The organism is Neisseria polysaccharea, assembly GCF_963392925.1.
Taxonomy (GTDB): Bacteria; Pseudomonadota; Gammaproteobacteria; order Burkholderiales; family Neisseriaceae; genus Neisseria; species Neisseria polysaccharea.
The window spans coordinates 1-1,333 of record NZ_CAUJNZ010000033.1 but is presented as its reverse complement, the minus strand read 5'-3'; the positions used below and the strand labels follow the sequence as shown (position 1 = coordinate 1,333).

Annotated in this window: 1 protein-coding gene and 1 pseudogene; both read right to left on the bottom strand. The window is 41.6% G+C overall.

Annotated elements, in window-relative coordinates; translation table 11 throughout:
• Positions 1-726: 726 nt before the first annotated feature.
• A complete protein-coding gene (locus RDY34_RS10510; protein ID WP_003754601.1) occupies positions 727-1,176 on the bottom strand; it encodes a type IV pilin protein in 450 nt (149 codons plus the stop codon).
• 87 nt (positions 1,177-1,263) lie between these two features.
• Positions 1,264-1,333: pseudogene (locus tag RDY34_RS10505) on the bottom strand (helix-hairpin-helix domain-containing protein); the annotation flags it as partial.

The window sequence follows — 1,333 nt, the reverse complement described above, 5'->3', positions numbered from 1 at the left end:
GTGGGGGGGGGGGGGGGGGGCAAGTATTTTTTTGTATACTTGAGTTATTTGTTGTAAATAATATTGTATCGGGAGTTTGGGGGAAGAAAGTTAAGGCCGTCTGAAAACATTTTCAGACGGCCCACCCGCATTTAAATCCTTATCCGGGCTTACCGTCCAAGCACGGTGGGATGTAACGCTATGCATATAGCGAAGCGGTGAACAACACGCCCAAAGAGCTCAGACTGTGCAGGTAGGAGGTCGGATGCACGGCCAACATGACTACGGTCAGTGTACGGAAAAACAATGCAAAAACCATCAGGTAGAAGGCGTTAGGTATCAGTTTCAGCGTGGGGTAGAGCTGGCGGCATTAAAGAAAGATGCTGTCTGATTTTTTCAGACGGCATTATAAAATCTGTTTAACCTTTCAGATTAGAAGCACCCTATTCGACTTATCCGAATCGGATAATATATTTAGAACGGAAGGGGCAGAAACCTATAGGTAATATCAGAGGAAAAACAAAACCATCCCCTAAAAAAGCGTTGTCTTTCCATTTATCAAAAAACTCTGTCAATCAATGAAATAAACCCAAACGACCCACCGATTGGGTTTATTCTTTTATCCGGAAACAATCCAGATACGGATTACGGATCATAACTATAGGCTTAATATTACACGATTCTCATTCCCTCAAGGCGGAAACCCGCACAAATACTGAAACACTATCGATTGATTTGTAAACAAGCCTACTTAAGTAACTTGCAGTCCTTATCATTTCCTTTAAAATAATCCAGTCCGTCATTACACGAACTGGCGGACTTCTTGCAAATAAAGGTTACTAGATTTTCATTCATCTTAATAATAAAAGGATTTTTATCTTTATCTATGGCTACCGCCTTCAACATAAATTTACTGTCTAAAGCCCCGCGCGCGATTCCATTCAAACGGATACAAAAACCTTCTGCCTCTTTAATCGGCAAACTTGGCCATTTGGTAGATGTTTGTTTAAACCTCCCATTCTGCAGATAAAACTTTTCCATAAAATGTGCATTTTCTAACAAGGCTGCCCGCACTGCATTTATCTTTGCTTTCTCAACATAATTGCGATAGCTCGGATAAACAATTAAAGCAAGTACAGACAATATCAAGACCGCTGATATTAATTCAACCAGCGTAAACCCCCGATTATCAGTCATTACTTTACTTCCAATAAGAACAGATTATTCAACATATTTCTTTGAACAGACTTACTATCCCATTCAGCAGTATGCATATTTCCCACTCTATTTTTTAGCTGCGGGCAGCACCGGTTTTGCCGGGGCTTTGGGCGCGGGCGCGCCGACCGAAGCCTGA

Bases quoted from the DNA above. Each gene is read 5' to 3' on its own strand.
- RDY34_RS10510 (WP_003754601.1), bottom strand. From the start codon at position 1,176: ATGACTGATAATCGGGGGTTTACGCTGGTTGAATTAATATCAGCGGTC.